The 21,494-nt window shown below is 69.8% G+C and carries 19 protein-coding genes and 1 tRNA gene; 6 read left to right on the forward strand and 14 right to left on the reverse strand.

Annotation, left to right across the window (positions count from 1 at the left end; all coding sequences use genetic code 11):
* Positions 1-138: 138 nt before the first annotated feature.
* The 5 genes from thrB to argS are packed head-to-tail and all read right to left on the reverse strand — an operon-like array spanning position 139 to position 6,634.
* Complete coding sequence (gene thrB / locus EXU32_RS10630) at positions 139-1,077, reverse strand: homoserine kinase (RefSeq protein ID WP_130629883.1); 939 nt, start codon at positions 1,075-1,077, stop codon at positions 139-141.
* A gap of 2 nt (positions 1,078-1,079) precedes the next feature.
* Positions 1,080-2,180, reverse strand: coding sequence for a threonine synthase (gene thrC, locus EXU32_RS10635; RefSeq protein ID WP_130629884.1), 1,101 nt, complete (start codon positions 2,178-2,180; stop codon positions 1,080-1,082).
* 1 nt (position 2,181) lies between these two features.
* Positions 2,182-3,510: a homoserine dehydrogenase gene (locus EXU32_RS10640; protein ID WP_130629885.1), complete on the reverse strand. Its 1,329-nt coding sequence runs from the start codon at positions 3,508-3,510 to the stop codon at positions 2,182-2,184.
* A complete protein-coding gene (gene lysA, locus EXU32_RS10645) occupies positions 3,507-4,970 on the reverse strand; it encodes a diaminopimelate decarboxylase (protein ID WP_130631157.1) in 1,464 nt (487 codons plus the stop codon). Before lysA ends, EXU32_RS10640 begins: the two co-directional genes overlap by 4 nt.
* Before the next feature lie 20 nt (positions 4,971-4,990).
* Complete coding sequence (gene argS / locus EXU32_RS10650; RefSeq protein WP_130629886.1) at positions 4,991-6,634, reverse strand: arginine--tRNA ligase; 1,644 nt, start codon at positions 6,632-6,634, stop codon at positions 4,991-4,993.
* A 94-nt stretch (positions 6,635-6,728) separates the two neighbouring features.
* Between argS and EXU32_RS10655 the strand changes: the two genes are divergently transcribed.
* Positions 6,729-6,801, forward strand: a tRNA-Arg gene (locus tag EXU32_RS10655).
* A gap of 105 nt (positions 6,802-6,906) precedes the next feature.
* On the opposite strand, the gene EXU32_RS10660 is transcribed toward EXU32_RS10655, so the two are convergent.
* The 6 genes from EXU32_RS10660 to EXU32_RS17685 form a co-directional block, all read right to left on the reverse strand.
* Positions 6,907-7,134 (reverse strand): hypothetical protein, encoded by a 228-nt coding sequence (locus EXU32_RS10660; protein WP_130629887.1) that lies wholly within the window; start codon positions 7,132-7,134, stop codon positions 6,907-6,909.
* Between the two features lie 238 nt (positions 7,135-7,372).
* Positions 7,373-7,843 carry a DUF2231 domain-containing protein gene (locus EXU32_RS10665; protein ID WP_130629888.1) on the reverse strand — a complete coding sequence of 157 codons (471 nt, stop codon included), beginning with the start codon at positions 7,841-7,843 and terminating at the stop codon, positions 7,373-7,375.
* Between the two features lie 184 nt (positions 7,844-8,027).
* A complete protein-coding gene (locus EXU32_RS10670) occupies positions 8,028-8,171 on the reverse strand; it encodes a methionine/alanine import family NSS transporter small subunit (RefSeq protein WP_130629889.1) in 144 nt (47 codons plus the stop codon).
* Positions 8,168-9,721 (reverse strand): sodium-dependent transporter, encoded by a 1,554-nt coding sequence (locus EXU32_RS10675; protein ID WP_130629890.1) that lies wholly within the window; start codon positions 9,719-9,721, stop codon positions 8,168-8,170. Before EXU32_RS10675 ends, EXU32_RS10670 begins: the two co-directional genes overlap by 4 nt.
* 82 nt (positions 9,722-9,803) lie before the next feature.
* Positions 9,804-10,940, reverse strand: a complete 1,137-nt coding sequence (locus EXU32_RS10680; protein ID WP_130629891.1) for a helix-turn-helix domain-containing protein — start codon at positions 10,938-10,940, stop codon at positions 9,804-9,806.
* A 313-nt stretch (positions 10,941-11,253) separates the two neighbouring features.
* A complete protein-coding gene (locus tag EXU32_RS17685) occupies positions 11,254-11,361 on the reverse strand; it encodes a hypothetical protein (protein ID WP_207233777.1) in 108 nt (35 codons plus the stop codon).
* Positions 11,362-11,611: 250 nt separating this feature from the next.
* On the opposite strand from EXU32_RS17685, the gene EXU32_RS10690 reads away from it, so the two are divergent.
* Positions 11,612-12,067, forward strand: a complete 456-nt coding sequence (locus EXU32_RS10690) for a hypothetical protein (RefSeq protein ID WP_130629893.1) — start codon at positions 11,612-11,614, stop codon at positions 12,065-12,067.
* Between the two features lie 51 nt (positions 12,068-12,118).
* Here EXU32_RS10690 and EXU32_RS10695 read toward each other — a convergent pair whose 3' ends face one another.
* The 3 genes from EXU32_RS10695 to EXU32_RS10705 all read right to left on the reverse strand — a co-directional run bounded on the left by EXU32_RS10695 (position 12,119) and on the right by EXU32_RS10705 (position 15,027).
* On the reverse strand, positions 12,119-13,150 hold the full coding sequence (locus EXU32_RS10695) for a hemolysin family protein (RefSeq protein WP_130629894.1): 1,032 nt from the start codon (positions 13,148-13,150) through the stop codon (positions 12,119-12,121).
* Positions 13,147-14,526, reverse strand: a complete 1,380-nt coding sequence (locus EXU32_RS10700) for a hemolysin family protein (protein WP_242612757.1) — start codon at positions 14,524-14,526, stop codon at positions 13,147-13,149. Before EXU32_RS10700 ends, EXU32_RS10695 begins: the two co-directional genes overlap by 4 nt.
* Before the next feature lie 216 nt (positions 14,527-14,742).
* Positions 14,743-15,027, reverse strand: a complete 285-nt coding sequence (locus EXU32_RS10705) for a GIY-YIG nuclease family protein (protein ID WP_130629895.1) — start codon at positions 15,025-15,027, stop codon at positions 14,743-14,745.
* Positions 15,028-15,503: 476 nt separating this feature from the next.
* On the opposite strand from EXU32_RS10705, the gene EXU32_RS10710 reads away from it, so the two are divergent.
* From EXU32_RS10710 to EXU32_RS10725, 4 genes are all read left to right on the forward strand, one after another.
* Positions 15,504-16,478 (forward strand): ABC transporter ATP-binding protein, encoded by a 975-nt coding sequence (locus EXU32_RS10710; protein ID WP_130629896.1) that lies wholly within the window; start codon positions 15,504-15,506, stop codon positions 16,476-16,478.
* Positions 16,479-16,480: 2 nt separating this feature from the next.
* Positions 16,481-17,302 carry a hypothetical protein gene (locus EXU32_RS10715; RefSeq protein WP_130629897.1) on the forward strand — a complete coding sequence of 274 codons (822 nt, stop codon included), beginning with the start codon at positions 16,481-16,483 and terminating at the stop codon, positions 17,300-17,302.
* A gap of 205 nt (positions 17,303-17,507) precedes the next feature.
* The gene (locus EXU32_RS10720; RefSeq protein ID WP_242612758.1) at positions 17,508-21,308 is read left to right on the forward strand and encodes a multifunctional oxoglutarate decarboxylase/oxoglutarate dehydrogenase thiamine pyrophosphate-binding subunit/dihydrolipoyllysine-residue succinyltransferase subunit; all 3,801 of its coding nucleotides are present in this window, start codon (positions 17,508-17,510) and stop codon (positions 21,306-21,308) included.
* The gene (locus EXU32_RS10725) at positions 21,308-21,493 is read left to right on the forward strand and encodes a DUF6104 family protein (protein ID WP_130629899.1); all 186 of its coding nucleotides are present in this window, start codon (positions 21,308-21,310) and stop codon (positions 21,491-21,493) included. The genes EXU32_RS10720 and EXU32_RS10725 overlap by 1 nt, the downstream gene beginning before the upstream one ends.
* The last annotated feature ends 1 nt before the right edge of the window (position 21,494 follow it).

A 21,494-nucleotide genomic window follows, 5' to 3' on the forward strand; every position in this document is an offset into this window, starting at 1 on the left:
CACACGGCACATCAGCCACGCCCGGCGACAAGATGCACCTCTCCCCCTTCGCATCTCCTTAAGGTCGTGCGGACCAACGGTCACCCAGACCGCATCTCCTTGAGGTCGTGCGGAAGGAGAGGTCGTGCAGACGAGCGGTCAGACGAGGTGGACGCCGCGCTCGGGGACGCCGGGGATGAGCACCTGCCAGTCGGTGGAGGTCGCGTCCGCGATCCGGCGGATCTGCTCGACCCGGTCACCGGTGGTGAGCACGAGGACCGACGGGCCGGCGCCGGAGATCGTCGCGGCCATCCCCTCGGCGCGCAGTGCGTCGACGAGCTCCATGCTGTGCGGATAGCTCGGCCGACGCGCCTCCTGGTGCAGCAGGTCGGTGGTCGCCATGAGCAGCAGCTCCGGCTCGCTCGTGAGCGCGTGGACGAGCAGCCCGGTCCGCGCGGAGTTGGCCGCAGCGGTGGCCAGCGGCACGACCTCCGGCAGGACCGAGCGGGCCGTGTGCGTGCTCAGCGTCGTCTCCGGGACGAGGACGACGGCCTCGACCTGCCGGTGGAGGCGAAGGGGGACGGTCCGGGTCCGCGGCAGCGGCTGGTCCGCCTCGGTCACCGAGAGCGTCGCACCACCGAAGACGCTGGCGGACGCGTTGTCGGGGTGCCCCTCGAGGGCGCTGGCGATCGAGTTGATCGCCGTGAGGTCCAGCTCCTCGGCCGCGAGGACGCCCCCGCGCACGGCGAGCGCGTGGGCCGCGGCGACGCCGCCCACGATCGCGGTCGCCGAGGAGCCCATGCCGCGACCATGGGGCACCGCGTTGGTCGCGCTCAGGTGCAGGCCCGCCGGGGCGGCCACCCCGAGCCGCTCCCAGGTCGTCACCATCGTGCGCACCACCAGGTGGCTCTCGTCGCGCGGGACCGAGTCGGCGCCCGAGCCCGCGACGTCGACGACGAGTCCCGGCTCCTGCGTGACGGTGACCGTGCACTCGTCCCAGACGCCGAGCGCCAGTCCGACACAGTCGAACCCGGGACCGAGGTTGGCACTGGACGCGGGCACCCGCAGGGTGACCGTCGTCCCGACGGGGATGGTCACGCTCAGCCCTGCAGACCGAGCTCGCTGGCGATCGCGTAGGCCTCCGCGGGCACGCTCACCGGGGCGATGTCGCTGCCGTCGGCGTTCTTCAGGGCCCACTGCGGGTCCTTCAGGCCGTGGCCGGTCACCGTGCAGACGATCGTCGCGTCCTTGGGCACCTGACCGGCAGCCGCGGCCTTGAGCAGACCGGCGACCGAGGCGGCGGACGCCGGCTCGACGAAGATGCCCTCCCGCGAGGAGAGGATCCGGTGTGCGTCGAGGATCTCCTCGTCGGTGACGGCCTCGATGCGGCCACCGGAGTCGTCACGGGCCTGCTCGGCCTGCTGCCACGAGGCGGGGTTGCCGATGCGGATCGCGGTGGCGATGGTGTCGGGCTCGTCGACGGGGTGGCCAAGGACGATCGGCGCGGAGCCGGCCGCCTGGAAGCCCCACATCTGCGGGGTCCGGGTCGACACCGCGGCGAGCGTGCCGGACACGCCCTCGGTCTCGGTCGCGTACTCCTGGTAGCCGCGCCAGTAGGCGGTGATGTTGCCGGCGTTGCCGACGGGCAGGCAGTGGATGTCCGGCGCGTCGCCGAGGGCGTCGACGATCTCGAAGGACGCGGTCTTCTGCCCCTCGATGCGGGCCGGGTTGACCGAGTTGACCAGCTCGACCGGGTAGGCCTCGGCCAGCTTGCGGGCGACGTCGAGGCAGTGGTCGAAGTTGCCGTCGACCTGCAGCAGGGTCGCGCCGTGCGCGATCGCCTGGGAGAGCTTGCCCATGGCGATCTTGCCCGCGGGCACCAGGACGGCACAGGTCATGCCGGCCTTGGTCGCGTATGCCGCGGCTGACGCGGAGGTGTTGCCCGTCGACGCGCAGATGACGGCCTTGGCGCCCTTGCCCGCGGCCATCGTCATCGCGGCGGTCATGCCACGGTCCTTGAAGGAGCCGGTGGGGTTGAGCCCCTCGTACTTCACGTGCACCTGGGCGCCCACGAGCTCGCTGAGGTGCTCGGCGGGGATGAGGGGGGTCCCCCCTTCGCGCAGGGTGATCGTCGGTGCGCCCGCGAGCATCGGGAGCCGGTCGGCGTACTCGGTGATGACGCCGCGCCACTGGTGGACCATGTCAGTTCCCTTCAACACGCATGACGGAGGTGACCTCGTTGACGGTGTCGAGCTCGGCGAGCTCGTTGACCGTCGCGGAGAGTGCGGCATCGGTGGCCGCGTGGGTGACGATGATGAGCATCGCGCGCGAGCCGCCGTCGTCGTCGGTGACGACCTGCTGGCGGACGGTCTCGATCGACACGTCGTGGTTGGCGAAGACCGTGGCGACCGACGCGAGGACACCCGAGCGGTCGGCGACGTCGAGACTCACGTGGTAGCGCGTGATCGCCTGCCCCATCGGCAGGACCGGCAGGTCGGCATAGGCGCTCTCCCCCGGCCCACGGCCGCCGGTGACCCGGGCACGAGCCACGGCGACGAGGTCACCCAGGACCGCGCTGGCGGTCGGGTCGCCACCGGCGCCCTGGCCGTAGAACATCAGGTCTCCGGCGCCCTCGGCCTCGACGAAGACCGCGTTGTAGGCGCCGCGCACGGATGCCAGCGGGTGGCTGAGCGGGATGAGCGCCGGGTGCACGCGGGCGGAGATGCCCTCGCGCCCGTCGGCCCCCACGACCCGCTCGCAGATCGCGAGCAGCTTGACCGTGCAGTCCATCTCCTGCGCGGCGGCGATGTCGCGGGCACTCACCTCGGTGATGCCCTCGCGGTGCACGTCGGCGCTGGAGACGCGCGAGTGGAAGGCCAGCGACGACAGGATGGCGGCCTTGGCGGCGGCGTCGAAGCCCTCGACGTCAGCGGTCGGGTCGGCCTCGGCATAGCCCAGCGCCTGGGCGCGCTCGACGGTCTCGGCGAAGCCGGCGCCGGTGGTGTCCATCGCGTCGAGGACGAAGTTGGTCGTGCCGTTGACGATCCCGGTCACGCGACGGATCGAGTCACCGGCCAGCGAGTCGCGGATCGGGCGCAGGATCGGGATCGCGCCGGCGACCGCGGCCTCGTAGTAGAGGTCGACGCCGTGCTCGGCGGCCGCCTCGTAGAGGGTCGGACCGTCCTCGGCGAGCAGCGCCTTGTTGGCCGTGACCACCGAGGCGCCGTGCTCCATCGCCCGCAGGATCAGGCTGCGGGCCGGCTCGATGCCGCCGATGACCTCGACGACGATGTCGGCGCGGGTGACCAGGTCCTCCGCGTCGGTGGTGAAGACCGACGGGTCGAGCCCCAGGTCGGAGCGGTCGCGGCCCTCACGCCGCACGGCCACGCCGACGATCTCGAGGGGTCGGCCGATGCGCTGGGCCAGGTCGTCGGCCTGCGAGGTGAGCAGCCGGGCGACGCTGCCACCGACCACACCTCCACCGAGCAGGGCGACGCGAAGGGGGGTCTGCTGGGCTGGAGCGGTGGTCATCGGACCTCCTGGGACAAGCTGGGCTCGTCCACGTCGAGGGCGAGCAGGTCGTCGATCGTCTCGCGACGGACGATGACCCGCGTTGCCCCGTCGCGGACCGCCAGGACCGGCGGGCGTGGGGTGTGGTTGTACTGGTTGGACAGGCTGCGGCAGTAGGCGCCGGTACCGGGCACGGCGATGAGGTCACCGGGGACGATGTCGCCGGGCAGGTACTCGTCCATGACGACGATGTCACCACTCTCGCAGTGCCGACCGACGACGCGCACCAGGCGCGGCTCGGCGTCGGAGCGGCGCCCGGCGAGCGTGCACGAGTAGTCGGCGCCGTAGAGGGCGGTGCGCACGTTGTCGCTCATCCCGCCGTCGACGCTGACGTAGGAGCGCAGGACGCCGTGGCTGACCTCGACGTCCTTGACCGTGCCGATCTCGTAGAGGGTGAAGGCGCTCGGGCCGGCGATCGCCCGGCCGGGCTCGATGGAGATGCGCGGCAGGACCGCCTGCGGGTGCCCGTCGCGGAACTCCTTGAGCTCACGGTCGACGAGCTCGGCCATCTGCGTACCGAGTTGGCCGGGGGTGAGCGGCTCGTGCTCGGAGGTGTAGGCGATTCCGTAGCCACCACCGAGGTCCATCTCCGGCATGGCGATGCCGTGCTCGTCGGCGACCTCGGTGTGCAGCCCGACGAGCCGGCGGGCCGCGATCTCGAAGCCGGAGGTGTCGAAGATCTGGCTGCCGATGTGGCTGTGCAGGCCGAGGAGGCGCAGGGACTCCCCCTTCGCCACGATGGCGTCGATCGCCGCGCGGGCCTGGCCACCGGCGAGGGAGAAGCCGAACTTCTGGTCCTCGTGCGCGGTCGCGATGAACTCGTGGGTGTGCGCCTCGACGCCGACCGTGACGCGGACCATGACCGGCGCGGTGACGCCGAGCTCGCTGGCCACCGCGGCGACCCGGTCGATCTCGTCGAAGGAGTCGACGACGATGCGACCGATGCCGTACTCGAGGGCCTGGCGCAGCTCGGCGACCGACTTGTTGTTGCCGTGCAACGCGACCCGCTCCGCGGGGAAGCCGACGCGCTGCGCCACGGCGAGCTCGCCACCGCTGCAGGTGTCGAGGTTGAGCCCCTCCTCCATGACCCAGCGGGCGACCGCGGTGCACAGGAAGGCCTTGCCGGCGTAGTAGACGTCGGCGCCGGCCACCGCGGCGAAGGGAGCGGTGAAGTCGTCGCGGAAGGCCCTTGCGCGAGAACGGAAGTCGTCCTCGTCGACGACATAGGCGGCCGTGCCGAAGTCGCGGGCGATGTCGGTCACCGGCACGCCGGCGATGCTCAGGACGCCCGAGGGGTCACGGACGACATTGCTCGGCCACAGCTGCGGCAGCAGTTCCATCACGTCCTGCGGGAAGGGCAGCCACTGGGGCGCGGCGCCGTAGCCCTCGGCGTGCAGGATGCCGGCCTCGTGGGCCCTCATGTTGATCGCCATGGGTCAGCTCACATCCGCTCGGGCGCGGAGACGCCGAGCAGGTCGAGGCCGTTGGCCAGCACCTGACGGGTGGCGTCGTTGAGCCACAGGCGGGTGCGGTGCACGTCCGTCGTCTCCTCGTCGGAGTGCGGGCGCACGCGGCAGGTGTCGTACCACTTGTGGAAGTGGCCGGCGAGGTCCTCGAGGTAGCGGGCGACGCGGTGCGGCTCGCGCAGCTCGGCAGCGTGCGCGACGACCCGCGGGAAGTCACCGAGGGCGGCCAGCAGCTGCGCCTCGGTCGGGTCGGACAGGAGTGCCGGGTCGAAGCCGTCCTCCCGGAGGACGCCGTCCTCACCGGCCAACCGCGCGACGTTGGCGGTGCGCGCGTGGGCGTACTGCACGTAGAAGACCGGGTTGTCGTTGGTCTGCTTGCGCAGCTCCTCACCATCGAGGCTGAGGGGCGAGTCCGCCGGGTAGCGAGCCAGCGAGTAGCGCACGGCGTCGGTGCCGATCCACGAGACGAGGTCCCGCAGCTCGATGATGTTGCCCGCACGCTTGGACAGCTTGGCGCCGCCCAGGTTGACCAGCTGGCCGATGCGGATCTCGATGTTGACCTCGGGGTCGTCGCCCGCGCAGGCCGCGATCGCCTTGAGCCGGGAGACGTAGCCGTGGTGGTCCGCGCCGAGGAGGTAGATCTTCTCCGGGAAGCCGCGGTCCTTCTTGCTCAGGTAGTACGCGGCGTCGGCGGCGAAGTAGGTCGGCACCCCGTCGGTGCGGATGAGGACGCGGTCCTTGTCGTCGCCGAAGTCGGTGGTGCGCAGCCACACGGCTCCGTCACGGTCGTCGACGTGGCCCTGCTCGCGCAGGCGGGCGATCGCGGACTCGACGGCACCCCCTTCGTGCAGGGTCTTCTCCGAGAACCAGACGTCGAAGTACACGCCGAAGTCCTCGAGCGTGGAGCGGATGTCGGCCAGCTGGGCCTCGTAACCGATCTCGCGCGCGGTGCCCAGCGCCTCGGCGTCGGGCAGCTCGAGCAGGTCGGGGCGTGCGGCGAGCGCGGTCTGCGCGAGGTCGTCGATGTAGGGACCGGGGTAGCCACCCTCGGGGGTGGGCTCGCCCTTGGCGCGGGCCAGGACGGAGGCGCCGAAGTTGTCCATCTGGGCGCCGGCGTCGTTGATGTAGTACTCGGCCGTGACCTCGGCACCGGAGGCGGTGAGCAGGCGGCGCATCGAGTCACCCAGCGCCGCCCAGCGGGTGTGGCCGATGTGCAGCGGCCCCGTGGGGTTGGCGGAGATGAACTCGAGGTTGACGACGTGGCCGGCCATCGCGTCGTTGCGGCCGTACCCGGCACCCGCCTCGACGATCGCCCGCGCCAGCGCACCGGCAGACGCGGTGTCGAGCGTGATGTTGAGGAACCCCGGCCCGGCGATCTCGATCTCGGCGATGCCCTCGTGGGCGCCCAGGCGCTCGGCGACGACCGCGGCGACGTCGCGCGGCTTCATCCCCGCGGGCTTGGCCAGCTGCATGGAGACATTGCTCGTCCAGTCCCCGTGGCCCTTCTGCTTGGGTCGCTCGACCCTGAGCTCGGTGGGCACCTCGACGCTCAGCTCGCCGGCCTCGACGGCGGCGGTCAGGGCGGCACGGATCGCTGCAGAAAGCTCTTCGGGGGTCACGGTCGCCCAGTCTAGGTGCGCGGGCGCCATGCCCGTCGCGGCGGTCGATTCTCGGGACGGGCCACGCCGGTGCTAATCTCACCGGGCACATCCCGCCTCCGTAGCTCAGGGGATAGAGCACTGGTTTCCGGTACCAGGGGCCGCAGGTTCGAATCCTGCCGGGGGCACGTTTGTCCTGAGTCGCGACATCGTTTACACGGTGTCGCGGCTCAGGACTTTTTTTGTAGGTTCGCGTGGGTTGTCGTGGATGTCGCGACTCATGGGGTCAAGGATCACGACGGGGGTCGGGTCGGGGGTTCGTAGTCGCGGTCGGGGTCGATGTGGTGTTCGGCCAGGACTTCGCCGGTGGCGGCGTGGCTGGTGATGACGTGGGTGTCGTGGATGAGCATCAGGACGGGCTGTGCGGCGTGGGCGCGGCCGATGCCCAGGTGGCGTAACTTGCCGGCGTAGCGCAGTGACACGGTGCCGGTGGCGGCGATCTTGTCGGTCGGAAGCGCCACTCGGGTTCGGCGACAGACTTGGAGTGTCAACGATGTCGCGACTCACCAGTCAACGATCACCACCACGATTTCGTCAACGATGTCGCGACTCACCAGTCAACGATCACTCGCGGATCTCGCGCCCCAACCTGTCAACGATGTCGTGAACTCGCACACTGCCGGGGGCACGTTTTTCGAGGGGCCGTCAGCACCTGCTGGCGGCCCTTCGTCGTTCCCTGCGCCGCCCCCTCCCGCCGGATCAGCCCGCCCAGACCGCCCGAGCGCCGGCGTCACCGGTCTTGAAGACGAGGAAGATCACGATCAGGCCCACGATCGGCAGGACAACCCGAAGGGGTGTGACGAGTGCGCCGTACCGGGCAGCTCGGTCGGAGCGGCCCTCGAGCGGGGTGATGACCGGCAGGACCCACCACGCGACCAGCGAGAGCAGGGCCAACACCCACATGGACGCCTGGAGGCGCCCGGCCCACATCTCGTGCACCTCGATCAGCTGGCTGCGTTCGCCGAGCGCCTCCTTGAGGCTGTCGCCCGAGGCAGCAGCGACATAGGTGGCGAGCGCGCCCACGACACTGGCGACGAGCAGGGGCAGCCGGGACCACCACCGCCACCTCGGCGCCAAGCCGTAGGTGATGGCCAGGAGTGCCGCAGCCGGTGCGAGCACGACGACGAGGTGGACGACGAGCGGGTGCAACGGGAGTCCATTGAAGTTCATGCCGGTGAGGCTAGGCCTGCCGACCTGCACACAACCTGTCCATCGCCACCCGGGGGAAGGGGGCCAGTCCCCCCGAGCCACGCACCACCCTCCGTGGTGGGGGGGGCAGGGAGGGAGCACGGACATGACGAAGGGGGGCGAGCCGGCCTCGTCGGCCGGCGCACCCCCCTTCGCCCGGGTCCGTCTACAGGTCCCGGTGGATCTCGACGTCGCGGATCTCCTCGGCGGACGCGTCACCGCGCTTGTTGAGGTTGATGATCGCCGCGACCAGCCCGCCCCAGATGGTGAGCATCGCGATGATCATCATGATGATGGCCGTCGTGGTCATGCCTGCTCACCTCCGTCGACGAGCGCCTCGGGTTCGTCCTCGAGGGAGACCCCACCGCGCCACGGAAGCAGCGAGATCGCGATGGCGATGAGGGGCAGCGCCACGACCATGCCCCAGCCGAAGACGTTGAGCAGCTGGGCCGGGTAGTCCTCGTACGGCGCGTCGAGCTTGTCGGTGAGCGCCTGGTAGAGCATGACGAGGAGCAGGATCGGGATGACGACGGCGATGAGCGCGGGCCACCAGCCCTTGAGCTTGATCGAGCCGATCGCGTCGAGGTGCTGGCGCAGGATCGGCAGCTTGCGGAAGGCGTAGGTAATGGCCAGCATCAGCACGGCTGCGACGGCGATGATGCCGAAGGAGTTGACGAAGGCGTCCATCGTGTCGAGGACGTACAGGCCACCGGTGGTGGAGAACATCAGGATGCTCACCACGGCCATCGGGACCCCGACCACGAAGGTCGCCGCGGTCCGGGAGATGCCCACCTTGTCGCGGACGGCCCCGATGACGACCTCGACGATCGAGATGAGCGAGGTGATGCCCGCCAGCACGAGCGAGACGAAGAAGAGCACACCGATGACGACACCGCCCGGAGCCTCGTTGATGATCGCGGGGAAGGCGATGAAGGCCAGACCGATGCCTCCACTGCCGAGCACCTCACCGACCTCGCTGCCGGCGGCCTGCGCCATGAAGCCCAGCGCCGCGAAGACCCCGATGCCGGCGAGCAGCTCGAAGCCGGAGTTGGAGAAGGCGACGACCGCACCCGAGCCGGTCATGTCGGTCTTGCGCGAGACATAGCCCGCGTAGGTGATCATGATGCCGAAGCCGACGGACAGGCTGAAGAAGATCTGACCGACTGCGGAGATCCACACCCCCGAGTCGGCGAGCGCACCCCAGTCGGGGGTGAAGAAGGCGTTGAGCCCCGCCCCCGCGCCCTCGAGGGTCAGCGACTGGATGACCAGGACGACGAAGGCGATGACCAGCACGGGGATGAAGACGACGGCCGTGCGGCCGATGCCGGTCTGGATGCCCATGGCCAGGACACCGATCGTCACGGCCCAGACGAGGATCATCGTGATGAGGATGCCGGGGACGAAGTCGAAGGTCGGCCCGGGAGTGTCCGCGGCCTTCAGGTACTCACCGAAGAAGTACTTCTCCGGGTCGCTTCCCCACCCCTTGGTGAAGGAGAGGGCCGCGTACTTGCTCGCCCACGCGAGGATCGCCGCGTAGTAGACGGCGATGACGATGCAGATGAGCACCTGCCACCAGCCGAGCCACTCGGCACCACGGTGCAGCCGGCGAAGGGAGAGCGGGGCCGACCCGCGGAATCGGTGACCGATCGCGTAGTCGAGGTAGAGCATCGGGACGCCGAAGAAGACGAGCGCGATCAGGTACGGGATGATGAAGGCGCCTCCACCCCCTTCGTAGGCCACGTAGGGGAATCGCCAGATGTTGCCCAGCCCGACGGCTGATCCGATCGCGGCGAAGATGAAGACCTTGCGCGAGGAGAAGCCCTCTCGGGGCTTGACCTTCGTGGTCTCGGTGCTGGACATGCTCACGCTCCTGATCGACGTCTGAACCCCAGCATGCTCCTGCATCCGAGACATATGTGGCGTGCGCCACGCCGATCTCCCCTCAGGGGACCTGCCACGCCCGTCGCACCGACATGGCCGTGAGCACCACCAGCAGCTCGGCGCGCACCACCGGGTCCTCGAGCTCGTCGGACAGCAGGTCCTTGAGCCGGTTGATCCGATGGCTCACGGTCTGCGGGTGGACACCGAGCGCCTCCGCGACGCTGGGCCGGTGGCCCCACTGCCGCAGCCACTCCAGGAGGGTCTCCAGCAAGATCGTGCGCTGGTCCTCGGGCACGTCGTCGAGATCGTCGAGGTAGGTGCGCCGCAACGACTGGATGACGACCCGGTCTGCGCTGCAAGCGATCTCGAGCATGCGGTCATCGGCGAAGGTCAGCTCCTCGTCCCCCGCGATGAGCTGCGCGCGGTGAGCGAGGTCGAGCGACCGGACCGAGTCGAGCATGTGGACCGCTGGCCCGACGGCGCACCGATGACCCGCGAGGAGGGGGCGAAGGGTGGTGGCCAGCTTGTCCTCGGCGATCGGGTGGAGCAGGACGACGTCGCGGGCGCGGGGGTAGTGGGCGAGGACGCACTCCGACTCACGACGGATGGTGGCAGCGGCCTGCGGCGTGGTGATGATCGCGGCGATGACCGCGTCGTCGTCCCAGCCGCACGCGCGGGCGAGGGCCACGGCGCTGCCGTCGCCGTGCAGCAGGGCCCCACCCAGGCGCCGCGTGTGCGACTCCTCGTCGGTCTCGGGCTGCTGCGCGCCTCCCGCGTACCCGAGCCGGGCCGCTCGGACGACGAGCTCGCCCCCCTCCGCCAGGCGGTCGAGGATCTCCACCACGCCGTCGGGGTCGACCCGCGGGCCGGAGACGAGCGCGCGGTGGACGTGCTTGTGGGTCAGGCGGTTGGCCACCCTGATGGCGGCCTCGAGGTCGTCGAGGGGCAGCGAGCCCCGAGCACTCTCGGCGCCGACTGCGACGAAGACGCCGGCGGGGTCGCACACCGACTCCACGTCGTCGGCGACCACCGCGTCGAGCATGACGCCCACGGTCTCCCGGACATCCGTGGGCCAGTGGTGCCGCGCCGGCAGCGGGTGGACGCCGCAGGCCTCCCCTGCCTGCTCGATGAGGATCGGCACGAGCTCGTCGAGCAGCTCCTCGCGTACCTCTCGCAGCCGGTCAGCCGCCCGCGTCATCCCCTGGTCCATCGTGGCGCGCTCCCCCATACCGTCGTGTCGCCCTCCGGGGACCCTCCCCGTCGGGTGCTGATTATCAACGCAGGCGGACCCACGAGGAACTGTCACCGCGTGACAACGGTGGCGCGGCCGTTGTGCCTGCGAGCAGGCGACGCGGCCGGGCGCACTCGTCGATGCTTGCCCCGTGCCTGCCGGGCACCGCTGCGAGGCGGGACGGACCCGGGCGGCCCACGGACCGGCATCGGTGTCGCGCAGTCAGGGGACACATCGCGGCGCCGGTGCCTTCGTGCGTGCGCGACCGAGCCGACCGCGGTCAGGCGACGCCTTCGGCCGTGAGCAGCACGAGCAGCTCCGAGCGCGTGGTCGGGTCCTCGAGGTCGTCGGCCAGCAGGTCACGCAGCCGGTGCAGGCGACCGCTCACGGTCTGCGGGTGCAATGCTGCCCCTCTCCGCCACGGCGTCCTGGCCGCCCGACAGGGGATCAGCGCTGCTACCGTCCAATCATCCGGCCCCGGCTGCGATCACCGTTTCGACGTCATGTGGCGTCGAAAGATGGCTGTCGCCCCAGGCAATGAGCTGTCGCCCCAGGCAATGAAAGGCGTCCCCTCCATCCGACGAACATCAGCGAGCTCATCAAGTGCGATCATTTGCTGCCCATTCCAGGAGTCCTCGGTGACCAACGTCTCTCGCCGCCACCTCGCCAAGGGCCCCGCGTGGGCCATTCCCGCGGTGGACATCGCTGCGTCTGCCTCGAGCCTGTCCGCGTCTGAGGCCGACTCCCCCGGAAATCGCGAGCAGCAGCCGATCGTTGTGCAGCCCTTGAGCTTCGCCCAGAAGATCCAAGGCGCCGTCGCGGTCCCCAGCGGCTGGCCCAAGGAGGGCTACCGCCTGGTGCTGACGGTCTCCCCCGCCGACGCCCCGGCCCCGCGGGTGACCTCCGTCTCGCTCGAAGACGGCATCCCCAGCACAGTCCTGGACGTCGGGCCCGTCCCGCTGCGTCCCGGCGTGTGGGAGTACGTGTTCCAGACCGCGTCCTCACCCGCTCCCGACACCGTCAACGTCAACGTCAGCTACACGATCGGCGATGGGACGGCCCGGACCGCGACCATCTTCGTCAGCGGCGAATGATCCGCTCCTCCGCCGGTCAGGTGACCACCTGACCGGCACCCGGGCGAAGGATCACCCCCGCTGGGTGGAGTCCGTCACCTCGCCGACGAGCTCCTCGATGACGTCCTCGAGGAAGACGACGCCACGCACGGACCCGTCGGGGTCGACGACGCGGGCGAGGTGGGTGCCGGTGCGCTGCATGGTGGCCAGCACGTCCTCGACCTCGTCGTCGGGCAGCACGGTCGCCATGCGGCGCAGGCGCTTGCGCGGGACCGGCTCGCTGCGCTCGGTGTCGTCGGCGTAGAGCACGTCCTTGAGGTGGATGTACCCCGCGAGCTCGCCGGAGTCGTCGACCGTCGGGTACCGCGAGAAGCCGTGCTTGGCGACGAGCCGCTCGATGTCGTCCGGGGTCGCGTCCCGGGGCACGGTGACCAGGTCCTCGACCGGCACACCCACATCGGCGGCGTCCTTGTCCGAGAACTCCAGGGCGGCGCCGACGAGCCCGTACTTCTCGGACTCGACGAGGCCCTCGCGGTGCGACTCGTGGACGATCTGGTGGACCTCTTCGGCGGTGAAGGCCGAGCCGACCTCGTCCTTGGGCTCGATGCCCATGGCCCGCACGAAGGCCTTGGAGACCCAGTCCATCGCGTAGATGATCGGCTTGGCCACCTTCATCACCCACATGAGCGGGGGCACGAGCAGGATCGCAGCGCGCTCGGGCCCGGCGATCGCGAGGTTCTTGGGGATCATCTCGCCGACGACGACGTGCAGGTACACGACGATGAGGATCGCCAGGCCGAGCGAGGTCGCGTCGGTGAAGGCGTCGGGCACACCCACGCGCACCGCGATCGGGTACAGCACGTGGTGCAGGGCCGACTCCGAGATCGCACCGAGGAGCACCGAGCAGATCGTGATGCCGAGCTGACAGGTGGCGAGCAGGACCCCGGTGTGCTGCAGGGCATCGACGGCGATGGCGGCCCGCTTGTCACCTGCGTCGGCGAGCGGCTCGAGCTGCGAGCGCCGGGCGGACATCGCCGCGAACTCGGCGCCGACGAAGAAGGCATTGGCCAGCAGCAGCACGACGGTGATGAGGACGGTGCTCATGCCGACTCACCCCCCTTCGTGGCTCCTTCGTCGCGCCGCCCACGCGGAACGTGGGACCCAAGGACATCGCCTTCGTCATCGCTGTGCGCGTGCTCGACGAAGCGGAGCCGATCCACGCGACGGGTGTCCATGTCGGCCACGGTGATCTCCCAGCCGTCGATCTGGACGACGTCCCCGACCTCGGGGACTCGGCCGAGCTCGGCCATGATCCAGCCACCGACGGTCTCGTAGGACGAGCCCTCGGGTACGGGTGCGCCGATGCGGTCGCGCACCTCGTCGGGGCGCCACAGGCCCGGCACCGTCCACACGCCGTCGCTCACCTCGCGACCGGTGGTCTGGGCCAGGTCGTGCTCGTCGTTGACCTCTCCGACGATCTCCTCGACGAGGTCCTCGAGCGTGACCACGCCTGCGGTACCGCCGTACTCGTCGACGACGATCCCCATCTGCAGGCCGGAGTCGCGCAGCTGGATGAGCAGCGGGTCCAGGCGCAGGGTCTCGGGCACGACGACCGGGTCGATCATCAGCGCGGACACGGGCACCGACTCGCGGCGCTCGTGCGGGACGGCGATGGCCTTCTTGACGTGGACGACGCCGTCGATGTCGTCCCAGTCCTCACCGGTGACGGGGAAGCGGGAGTGGCCGGTGCGGCGCGCGAGCGCGACGAGGTCCTCGGCGGATGCGGTCCGATCGATGGCGCTGGCCCGGTTGCGCGGCGTCATGACGTCGACGGCGGTCTGCTCGCCGAAGCCGAGCGAGCGCGCGACCAGCCGGCCGGTACCGGAGTCGAGCGTGCCGGCCTCCACGGAGCTGCGCACCAGCGAGGCCAGCTCGGCGGGGCTGCGGGCTGCGGAGAGCTCTTCCTGCGGCTCGACGCCCATGCGGTGCAGTGCCCAGTTGGCCGACCCGTTGAGGATGAAGATCAGCGGCTTGAAGAGGACACCGATGACGCGCATCGGCGTGGCGACGATCTTGGCCGTGCGCAGCGGCACCGAGACCGCGAGGGTCTTGGGCACCATCTCGCCGAGGATCATCGAGAAGACCGTCGCGATGATCAGCGCGAGGGCGCTGCCGGTCGACGCGGCTGCGGTCGTGGGCAGGCCCGCCGCCTCGAGGCCCGGCGTGATCAGCTCCCCCACCGCGGGCCCGGCGATGTACCCCAGCGCCAGGGTCGTGACCGTGATGCCGATCTGGCAGGCGGACAGCAGCGTGGACAGCGAGCGAAGGGAGGCGAGCACCGGCTTTGCGCCGGCGTCACCGCCATCGACGGCCCGCTGCACGGTCGGCCGGTCGAGGGCCACGAGAGAGAACTCTGCGGCCACGAAGAGGGCGGTACCCAGCGTGAGGACGAGGGCGAGGACGAGGAGACCGATGGTCATGGTGAGCGAGATTCTACGGGGAAGTCCCCCACGATCCCTGAGGAGGGCCGCCTCCCCCCACCGATCCCTGCCCTTCGAGACGGCGCTGGCGCGCCTCCTCAGGACCCGGTGGTTGCGCAGCAAGCGCCTCCCCCACCGATCCCTGAGGAGGTTGCGCAGCAACCGTCTCGAAGGGATGCGCCCCAATCCCCCACGATCCCTGCCCTTCGACACACCTCACCCCTTCCACCGGCGACTGGCCAAGAGCTGGATCGCGTCGAAGTCCCCCCGGATGAGAGCCTCCTTCTTCGCGCGCGACCACCCGTGGAGTTGCCTTTCGAAGGCATAGGCCTGCGTGACCCTCTCCGTCTCCGCACACCACACCAGTTCGACCGGCATCCGCTTGCTCGTGTAGGCCGACCCTCCGCCTGCACCGTGCTGTCGCATCCGTGAGGCGAGGTTGCGCGTACTGCCGACGTAGTAGGTGCCGTCGGCGCACCTGAGCATGTAGACGTGGGCCATGGGTCGATCCCAGCAGTGTCGGCGGTGGTCGGGTCGAGCTTTTCCACAGTCGGGGGGTGTGGCGGCCCTTCGAGACGCTTGCAGAGCAAGCTCCTCAGGGACCGGGGCGAAGTGGCGCGGCCTCCTCAGGGACCGGGACGAAGGGGACGGCCCTTCGAGACGGCCGCGGGCGGCCTCCTCAGGGACCGGGACGAAGGGGACGGCCCTTCGAGACGGCCGCGGGCGGCCTCCTCAGGGACCGGAACGAAGGGGGCGGCCTCCTCAGGGACCGGGGCGAAGGGGGGCGGCCCTTCGAGACGGCCGCGGGCGGCCTCCTCAGGGACCGGAACGAAGGGGGCGGCCTCCTCAGGGACCGGGGCGAAGGGCCGCGCCCGTCTCCCCCTCAGGGTGGAGCCGCTCTTCATCCGACGGGATGATGTGTGCGCGGGTGTGGGCTGCGAGGATTGTGGCGACATCAACAGATGAAGGGGACCACCATGCCCACAACGGGAGCGCGCGTCGAAGTACGCAACCTCACCAAGAGGTTCGGGGGCTTCACGGCCGTCGACGACCTCAGCTTCAACGTCGAGCCGGGCCGGATCACCGGCTTCCTCGGCCCCAACGGCGCCGGCAAGACCACGAGCCTGCGCATGCTGCTCGGCCTGGTCCGGCAGAGTGCGGGCACGGCGACGATCGACGGCCAGACCTACCGCGAGCTCGACCGGCCGCTGACCGTGGTCGGCTCCGCCCTCGAGGCCACCAACTTCCACCCCGGTCGCTCCGGGCGAGACCACCTGCGGGTGCTCGCAGCCACGATCGGCGCGCCCGACAGCCGCGTCGACGAGTTGCTCGAGCTGACCGGCATCCCGGCGGCCGCCCGCAAGAACGCCGGCGGCTACAGCATGGGCATGCGCCAGCGCCTGGGCCTCGCGGCCGCGCTCATCGGCGACCCGCGGCTCCTCGTCCTCGACGAGCCGGCCAACGGCCTGGACCCCGAGGGCATCCGCTGGTTGCGCGGCTTCCTGCGCCACCTCGCGGACGAGGGTCGGACCGTCCTGATCTCCAGCCACATGCTGCAGGAGGTCGAGCAGACCGTCGACGACGTCGTCATCATCGCCAACGGCAAGCTGATCAAGGAGGGCACGGTCGGCGACCTGCGCGGCGCCGCCACCTCCATCGTGCGCACCACCGACACCGAGTCCCTGATCGGGGCCCTGCGCGTCGCCGACGTCGAGGCCGTCGTCCGGGAGGACGGCGGGGTCGTCGCCCAGACCGAGGACCTGCGACTGATCGGTGACGTCGCCCTTCGTGCCGGTGTCCCGATCCACGAGCTGCGACCGCTGGCCGCAGACCTCGAGCAGCTCTTCTTCTCCCTCACCGAGGGCACCAACCGCAACCTCGGTGACGCCGAGAACCAGCCCGCGCCGGTCATGACCGACGCGGTCGACGGCCACGAAGGGGCGAACCTCTGATGATGGGTGCAATCACCTCCGAGATCCGCAAGATCTTCACGACCAAGCTGTGGTGGGGCATGGGCCTCGGCATGGCGATGTTCGCCTTCCTGCTCTCCATGGGTGCGGCTGCCCTCGTGGGCCTCACCGGGCCCGAGGGCGAGCCTGCTGCCTTCTCCGAGATGACGGGAGCCACGGGACAGGTCGTCTACACCGCCGGCCTGCTGGGCAACTTCGGCAGCATGACGGCGCTCTTCCCGCTGGCGCTGGGTGTCCTGCTCATCACGACCGAGTACCGGCACAAGACCGCGACGGCGACCTACCTCGCCACCCCGCGCCGGTGGATCGTCGCCGTCGCCAAGACGCTCTCGGTGGTCGCCGTCGCCGCCGTCCTGGGTGTCGTGCACGTCATCGCCTCCGTGGCTGGTGGCGCGCTGGTCCTCACGGTCTTCAAGGACCAGCCGCTGCTGCTCACCAACGGTGACGTGCTCGCGTCCTTCGGCACCTCGATCGTCGCGACCGTCGTCTGGGCGCTCATCGGCTTCGGCTTCGGCATGCTCGTGCGCAACCAGATCGCGGCAGTGCTCATCGCGGTCGCCTTCGGCTTCCTCGGTCAGCTCATCCTCAACATCGCCTTCGGGCTCCTGGGGTGGACGACCGCCGGCAAGTTCATCCCCGGCAACCTCACGACGGGCATGCTCGTCACGGGCGACCCGACGGGTGGCCTGAGTGCCAGCGAGAGTCCCTACTTCGCCTGGTGGCTCTGCGCGCTCATCCTCGTCGGGTACGCCGCGCTGCTGACCGTCGCCGGCTCGATCCTGTCCAACCGCAAGGACATCAGCTGAGCGGTCGCCTCGACCCGCAGTGAGCGTCCGGGACCGTCCTCCGATCGAAGGGGGGCGGTCCCGCCGTGTCGGGCGGGACCGGGAGTCGGCTAATGGTGTTGGTCACGTTAGGCTTGCCCCGGTGGGTCCGCGGTGACTTCGGGCCCAGATCCTCGACTGTGACGAAAGAGGCGTATGCGCCGTGCCTGACCCCCAGGATGGCCCCGTGTCCCTGAACGACTTCGGCCCCAACGAGTGGCTGGTCGATGAGCTGTACGAGCAGTTCAAGAACGACCGCGACAGCGTCGACAAGGCGTGGTGGGAGTTCTTCGAGAACTACACGCCGGGTCAGAGTGGCGCCAGTAACGGCACGAGCGCGAAGGGGGGCTCCCCCGCCTCCCAGCAGCCCGCCGCTGCAGCGAAGAACGAGCCGGCCAAGAGCGAGCCCGCCAAGAGCGAGCCCAAGACGGCCACCGCGCCGGCCGCGAAGGCCGAGCCCGCGAAGGCCGAGCCCAAGGCCGCCCCCGCCCCCGCGGCGAAGAAGCCTGAGCCCAAGGCCGCTCCCGCCAAGGCGGCTCCCGCCAAGGCCGAGGCCAGCGACGAGGCGGAGGAGCCGCAGGACGTGCTCACCCCCCTTCGCGGCGCTGCTGCCCGGGTCGTGACCAACATGGAGGCCTCGCTGGAGGTCCCCGTCGCGACGAGCGTGCGCGCCATCCCGGCCAAGCTGCTCATCGACAACCGCATCGTCATCAACAACCACCTCAAGCGCAGCCGCGGTGGCAAGATCTCCTTCACCCACCTCATCGGGTACGCGCTCATCAAGGCGCTGCGCCAGATGCCCGAGATGAACGTCGGCTACACGACGAACGAGAAGGGCAAGCCCGTCGTCGTCCAGCCCGCGCACATCGGCCTGGGCATCGCCATCGACCTGCAGAAGGACGACGGCACGCGTCAGCTGATGGTCCCGGCCATCAAGCCGGCCGAGACGATGAACTTCAAGGAGTTCTGGAAGGCCTACGAAAAGGTCGTCGGCAAGGCTCGCGACGGCAAGCTGACCGTCGAGGACTTCCAGGGCACCACGATGTCGCTGACCAACCCCGGCGGCATCGGCACGGTCCACTCGATCCCGCGACTGATGAAGGGCCAGGGCGCCATCATCGGTGTCGGCGCCCTCGACTACCCCGCCGAGTGGCAGGGCGCGAGCACCGAGACGCTCAACCGCAACGCGGTCTCCAAGCTGCTGACGCTCACCTCGACCTACGACCACCGCATCATCCAGGGTGCGCAGTCGGGCGAGTTCCTGCGCGTCATCCACCAGTACCTGCTGGGTGCCGACGGCTTCTACGACGAGATCTTCGCCAGCCTGCGCATCCCCTACGAGCCGGTGCGCTGGGTCCAGGACATCTCCACCTCGCACGACGACGACATCAACAAGGTCGCGCGCGTGCAGGAGCTCATCCACTCCTACCGGGTCCGCGGCCACCTGATGGCCGACATCAACCCGCTGGAGTACAAGCAGCGCCACCACTCCGACCTCGACATCACGACCCACGGCCTGACCCTGTGGGACCTCGAGCGTCACTTCGCCACCGGCGGCTTCGGCGGCGAGCCCTTCCTCAAGCTGCGCAAGATCCTGGGCATCCTGCGTGACTCGTACTGCCGCACCACCGGCGTCGAGTACATGCACATCCAGGACCCCGAGCAGCGCAAGTGGATGCAGGACCGGGTCGAGGTCGGCTACGCCAAGACCACGAGCGACGAGCAGCTGCGCATCCTGCGCCGCCTCAACGCCGCCGAGGCCTTCGAGACCTTCCTGCAGACCAAGTTCGTCGGGCAGAAGCGCTTCTCCCTCGAGGGCGGCGAGTCGGTCATCGCCGTGCTCGACCGGATCCTCTCCCGCTCCGCGGAGGAGGGCCTCGAGGAGGTCTGCATCGGCATGCCGCACCGCGGCCGGCTCAACGTGCTGGCCAACATCGCGGGCAAGTCCTACGGGCAGATCTTCCGCGAGTTCGAGGGCCAGGTCGACCCCAAGTCGGTGCAGGGCTCCGGTGACGTCAAGTACCACCTGGGGACCGAGGGCGAGTTCACCGCCGAGTCCGGCGAGACCACCAAGGTCTACCTCGCGGCCAACCCGAGCCACCTCGAGGCGGTCAACCCGGTGCTCGAGGGCATCGTGCGCGCCAAGCAGGACCGGCTCAACCACGGCGGCGAGGACTTCCCCGTCCTGCCGATCCTCATGCACGGTGACGCGGCCTTCGCCGGCCAGGGTGTCGTCGCGGAGACGCTGCAGCAGAGCCAGCTGCGCGGCTACCGCACCGGTGGCACGATCCACGTGGTCGTCAACAACCAGATCGGCTTCACCACCTCGCCCAACTTCAGCCGCTCGTCCGTGTACTCCACGGATGTCGCGCGGATGATCCAGGCGCCGATCTTCCACGTCAACGGTGACGACCCGGAGGCCTGCGTGCGGGTCGCCGAGCTCGCCTTCGAGTTCCGGCAGAAGTTCCACAAGGACGTCGTCATCGACGTCGTCTGCTACCGCCGTCGTGGTCACAACGAGGGCGACGACCCGTCGATGACCCAGCCGCTGATGTACAAGCTCATCGAGTCCAAGCGCTCGGTCCGCAAGCTCTACACGGAGAGCCTCATCGGCCGCAAGGACATCACCACCGAGGAGGCCGACGCCGCCCTGCGCGACTATCAGGCCCAGCTCGAGCGGGTCTTCGTCGAGACCAAGGAGGCCCTGAAGAAGAGCCCCGAGGCGCCCACCGACCAGGCCGGGTCGGGCGACGCCCCGGACAACGCCGGTCTCGAGCGGCCGTCGGCGCAGACGAGCGACAAGCCCGCCCGCTCGGCCACCGAGACGGCGATCTCCGAGACGGACCTGAAGCACATCGGCGACATGTTCGACTCCCCGCCGGCCGAGTTCACGATCCACCCCAAGCTGCAGCAGGCGATGCAGAAGCGTGCCGCCTCGGTGCACGACGGTGGCATCGACTGGGGCACCGGCGAGATGCTCGCCGTCGGCTCCCTCCTGATGGACGGCACCCCGGTGCGTCTGACCGGTCAGGACTCGCGTCGCGGCACCTTCGTGCAGCGTCACGCGGTGCTCATCGACAAGAGCAACGGTGAGGAGTGGACGCCGCTGAACTACCTCGGTGGTGGCCAGGCCCGCTTCTGGGTCTACGACTCGCTGCTGTCGGAGTACGCCGCGATGGGCTTCGAGTACGGCTACTCGGTCGAGCGCCCCGACGCGCTCGTGCTCTGGGAGGCCCAGTTCGGTGACTTCGCCAACGGCGCGGCCACGATCATCGACGAGTTCATCTCCTCCTCGGAGCAGAAGTGGGGCCAGAACTCCTCGGTCGTCCTGCTCCTGCCGCACGGCTACGAGGGTCAGGGACCGGACCACTCCTCCGCCCGCATCGAGCGGTTCCTCGCGATGTGCGCGCAGGAAAACATGACGGTGGCCTACCCGTCGACGCCGGCCAGCTACTTCCACCTGCTGCGTCGTCAGGCCTACCACCGTCCGCGTCGTCCGCTCATCGTCTTCACCCCGAAGTCGATGCTGCGCCTGAAGGCCGCGAGCAGCATGCCCGAGGACTTCACGCAGGGCAGCTTCCGCGCGGTCCTGCCGGACATGACCAACCCGAAGGGAGAGGACGTCACGCGCGTCCTCATCGCCGCCGGCAAGGTCACGTGGGACCTCGAGGCCGAGCGCAAGAAGCGCGGCGACGAGCAGACCGCGGTCCTGCACCTCGAGCGCTTCTACCCCCTCCCGGGTGAGGCTCTCGCGACGGAGCTGGCGAAGTACCCCAACGCGGACATCGTCTTCACGCAGGAGGAGCCGGAGAACCAAGGTGCGTGGCCCTTCCTGGCCATGAACCTGCCGGCGGACCTCGCGGCTCACGGCGAGACCCGCGCCCTGCAGGCGGTCACCCGCCCGCCGAGCGCCTCGCCCGCGGCTGGTACGGCCAAGAAGCACGCCCAGGAGCAGGCTGACCTGATCAGCCGCGCCTTCGATCGCTGATGTACTTCACCGATCGCGGCATCGAGGAGCTCGCGGATCGACGTGGTGAGGAGCAGGTCACTCTCGAGTGGGTGAGTGACCAGCTCCGCACCTTCGTCGACATCAACCCTGAGTTCGAGACGCCGATCGAGCGACTCGCGTCGTGGCTGGCACGCCTCGACGACGATGAGCTCGACGACGAGTAAC

It is taken from the genome of Janibacter limosus, from assembly GCF_004295485.1.
GTDB lineage: Bacteria > Actinomycetota > Actinomycetes > Actinomycetales > Dermatophilaceae > Janibacter > Janibacter limosus_A.

Bases quoted from the DNA above. Each gene is read 5' to 3' on its own strand.
- EXU32_RS10640 (WP_130629885.1), bottom strand. From the start codon at position 3,510: ATGACCACCGCTCCAGCCCAGCAGACCCCCCTTCGCGTCGCCCTGCTC.
- EXU32_RS10670 (WP_130629889.1), bottom strand. From the start codon at position 8,171: ATGACCACGACGGCCATCATCATGATGATCATCGCGATGCTCACCATC.
- EXU32_RS10715 (WP_130629897.1), top strand. From the start codon at position 16,481: ATGGGTGCAATCACCTCCGAGATCCGCAAGATCTTCACGACCAAGCTG.
- EXU32_RS10665 (WP_130629888.1), bottom strand. From the start codon at position 7,843: ATGAACTTCAATGGACTCCCGTTGCACCCGCTCGTCGTCCACCTCGTC.
- EXU32_RS10675 (WP_130629890.1), bottom strand. From the start codon at position 9,721: ATGTCCAGCACCGAGACCACGAAGGTCAAGCCCCGAGAGGGCTTCTCC.
- lysA (WP_130631157.1), bottom strand. From the start codon at position 4,970: ATGAGGGCCCACGAGGCCGGCATCCTGCACGCCGAGGGCTACGGCGCC.
- EXU32_RS10695 (WP_130629894.1), bottom strand. From the start codon at position 13,150: ATGAGCACCGTCCTCATCACCGTCGTGCTGCTGCTGGCCAATGCCTTC.
- EXU32_RS10725 (WP_130629899.1), top strand. From the start codon at position 21,308: ATGTACTTCACCGATCGCGGCATCGAGGAGCTCGCGGATCGACGTGGT.
- EXU32_RS10710 (WP_130629896.1), top strand. From the start codon at position 15,504: ATGCCCACAACGGGAGCGCGCGTCGAAGTACGCAACCTCACCAAGAGG.
- EXU32_RS10700 (WP_242612757.1), bottom strand. From the start codon at position 14,526: ATGACCATCGGTCTCCTCGTCCTCGCCCTCGTCCTCACGCTGGGTACC.
- thrC (WP_130629884.1), bottom strand. From the start codon at position 2,180: ATGGTCCACCAGTGGCGCGGCGTCATCACCGAGTACGCCGACCGGCTC.
- EXU32_RS10705 (WP_130629895.1), bottom strand. From the start codon at position 15,027: ATGGCCCACGTCTACATGCTCAGGTGCGCCGACGGCACCTACTACGTC.
- EXU32_RS10680 (WP_130629891.1), bottom strand. From the start codon at position 10,940: ATGACGCGGGCGGCTGACCGGCTGCGAGAGGTACGCGAGGAGCTGCTC.